3 protein-coding genes are annotated in these 2,426 nt (G+C 71.4%); 2 read left to right on the forward strand and 1 reads right to left on the reverse strand.

Annotated elements, in window-relative coordinates; all coding sequences use genetic code 11:
• Window positions 1–56: 56 nt before the first annotated feature.
• Window positions 57–326 carry a DUF2631 domain-containing protein gene (locus QH283_RS01735; RefSeq protein WP_280501261.1) on the reverse strand — a complete coding sequence of 90 codons (270 nt, stop codon included), beginning with the start codon at window positions 324–326 and terminating at the stop codon, window positions 57–59.
• A 99-nt stretch (window positions 327–425) separates the two neighbouring features.
• On the opposite strand from QH283_RS01735, the gene dxr reads away from it, so the two are divergent.
• Together dxr and QH283_RS01745 are read left to right on the forward strand one after the other, a co-directional pair.
• Window positions 426–1,583: a 1-deoxy-D-xylulose-5-phosphate reductoisomerase gene (dxr, locus tag QH283_RS01740; protein ID WP_280501262.1), complete on the forward strand. Its 1,158-nt coding sequence runs from the start codon at window positions 426–428 to the stop codon at window positions 1,581–1,583.
• 169 nt (window positions 1,584–1,752) lie between these two features.
• A partial coding sequence (locus QH283_RS01745; protein WP_280501263.1) for a M50 family metallopeptidase occupies window positions 1,753–2,426 on the forward strand: 674 nt, incomplete at its 3' end.

The following is a 2,426-nucleotide window of genomic DNA, read 5'->3' on the forward strand; positions in this document are numbered from 1 at the left end:
CCGGAAACGGTAGCCACGCGCGCGCCGGGAAGGTGACGGCGTCGCGGACGCGCGGTCTAGCGCGGCTTGCGGCGGTACCAGACGTCGTAGCCGACGAGCACGAACAGCGCGGCGGCGAAGCCGATCAGGTAGAGGTTCTCCACGTTGCCGCTGTGGTTGCCGATCAGCATGGCCAGCAGGATCAGGGCGACGACGATCGCTGCGGTCTTGAAGGTGCGCGGCGACTCTCCGCTCCAACCCCAGGCGGCCGAGGGAACCTCCGCGGGGTCGACCTTCGTGACGACGGCGCGCTCGGTGTTGGCGGGTTCGATCTCCGTGGCGGCCACGATCGCTCCTCAGCTGTGTGGGGTACCGAAGGGACGGTACGCAGTCGGCTTGCTGACCGACATCGTGACATACGACGCGGCGTCGTTGGAAGCCGGGCCATGCGCCACAATGGCGTGGTGTCCGACATCGTGAGAGTCCTGCTGCTCGGCAGCACCGGATCCATTGGTACGCAGGCGCTGGAGGTCATCGCCGCCAACCCCGACAAATTCGAGGTCGTCGGCCTGGCCGCGCGCGGCGGCAATCCGGCGCTGCTGGCCGAGCAGATGACCGCCACCGGCACCCGCAATGTCGCCGTCGCCGATCCCACGGCGGGCGCGGCACTGGACATCGACCTGGCCGGACCGGACGCGGTGACCGAACTGGTGCGCCGCACCGAGGCCGACGTGGTGCTCAACGCGCTCGTCGGCTCGCTCGGCCTCGCGCCGACGCTGGCCACCCTGGCCTCGGGCACCCGGCTCGCGCTGGCGAACAAGGAATCCCTGGTGGCGGGCGGCTCGCTGGTGACCCGCGCGGCCGCGCCCGGCCAGATCGTGCCGGTGGACTCCGAGCACTCCGCGCTGGCGCAGTGCCTGCGCGGCGGCCGCGCCGACGAGGTGGACCGGCTGGTGCTGACCGCCTCGGGCGGGCCGTTCCGCGGCTGGACCGCCGAGCAGCTCGAAGCCGTCGACCCCGCCCAGGCCAAGGCGCACCCCACCTGGTCGATGGGACTGATGAACACGTTGAACTCGGCCTCGCTGGTGAACAAGGGCCTGGAACTGATCGAGACGCACCTGCTGTTCGGCATCGACTACGACCGCATCGACGTCACCGTGCACCCGCAGTCGATCGTGCACTCCATGGTCACCTTCGTCGACGGCTCCACCCTGGCCCAGGCCTCGCCGCCGGACATGAAGCTGCCGATCGCGCTGGCGCTGGGCTGGCCGGACCGGGTGCCCGGGGCGGCCGCCGCCTGCGACTTCTCCACCGCCTCGACCTGGACCTTCGAGCCGGTCGACAACGAGGTCTTCCCCGCCGTCGAGCTGGCGCGGCAGGCAGGCGAGGCGGGCGGCAGCGTGACCGCGGTCTACAACGCCGCCAACGAGGTCGCGGTGGACGCCTTCCTGGCCGGTCGCATCCGGTTCCCGGAGATCGTGCGCACCGTGGCCCGCGCGGTGGAGGCCGCCGACCGCTGGACCGCCGAGCCGGAGACCGTCGAGGACGTGCTCGCCGCCGACCGCTGGGCACGCGAGCACGCGGCCGGACTCGTCGGCGCCTGACGGGGGTCCGCGCCCGTGCGCGTATCGCCACGCGGGCGTGGGCGGGCCCTGGCAGACTGGTCCGGTGACCGGATGGCGGACCGATAGGGTGGTCGGGTGCTCGCGTCCGGCAGGGCGCGCGTGCGCGGAGTGACGAGTAGCTGCGCTACGCAGGAGGGCTGGAGAGCTAATGGTGTTCGCCGTCGGGTTCGCGTTGTTCGCGCTCGGCATCCTGATCTCGGTGGCATTGCACGAATGCGGGCACATGTGGGCCGCGCAGGCCACCGGCATGAAGGTGCGTCGCTACTTCATCGGCTTCGGGCCGACCCTGTGGTCGTTCCAGCGGGGTGAGACCGAGTACGGGATCAAGGCCGTGCCGCTGGGCGGGTTCTGCGACATCGTCGGCATGACCGCCCTGGACGACGTGCGCCCCGAGGACGTCGACCGCGCCATGTACCGCCAGGCCACCTGGAAGCGGCTGGTGGTGATGGTCGGCGGCATCGTGATGAACTTCGCGCTCGGCTTCCTGCTGATCGTGGTGCTGGCCGTCGGCTGGGGCCTGCCCAACCTCGACGAGCCGGCGCCGGTCGTCGGCACGCTGGCCTGTGTCTCCGACGCCAACCCCGACGGTTCGCTGAAGCCGTGCACCGGCGCCGGTCCGGCCGAGAAGGGCGGGCTGCTGCCCGGCGACAGGGTCACCGCCGTCGACGGGGCCGAGGTCACCACCTGGGCGGAATTCACCGAGAAGACCCGTGAGAAGACCGGCACGATCACCTACACCGTCGATCGCGGCGGGCAGTCGGTGCTGGTCGTGGTGGAGCCCGAGCAGGTGCTGCGCTACGGCACCGCCCGCTCGACCAGGCA

Origin of the sequence: Nocardia farcinica (genome assembly GCF_029867845.1) — a bacterium.
In the GTDB taxonomy this organism is placed as follows: domain Bacteria; phylum Actinomycetota; class Actinomycetes; order Mycobacteriales; family Mycobacteriaceae; genus Nocardia; species Nocardia farcinica_A.

Excerpts from the sequence above, each read along its gene's own strand:
- dxr (WP_280501262.1), top strand. The coding sequence starts at position 426 with ATGCGCCACAATGGCGTGGTGTCCGACATCGTGAGAGTCCTGCTGCTC.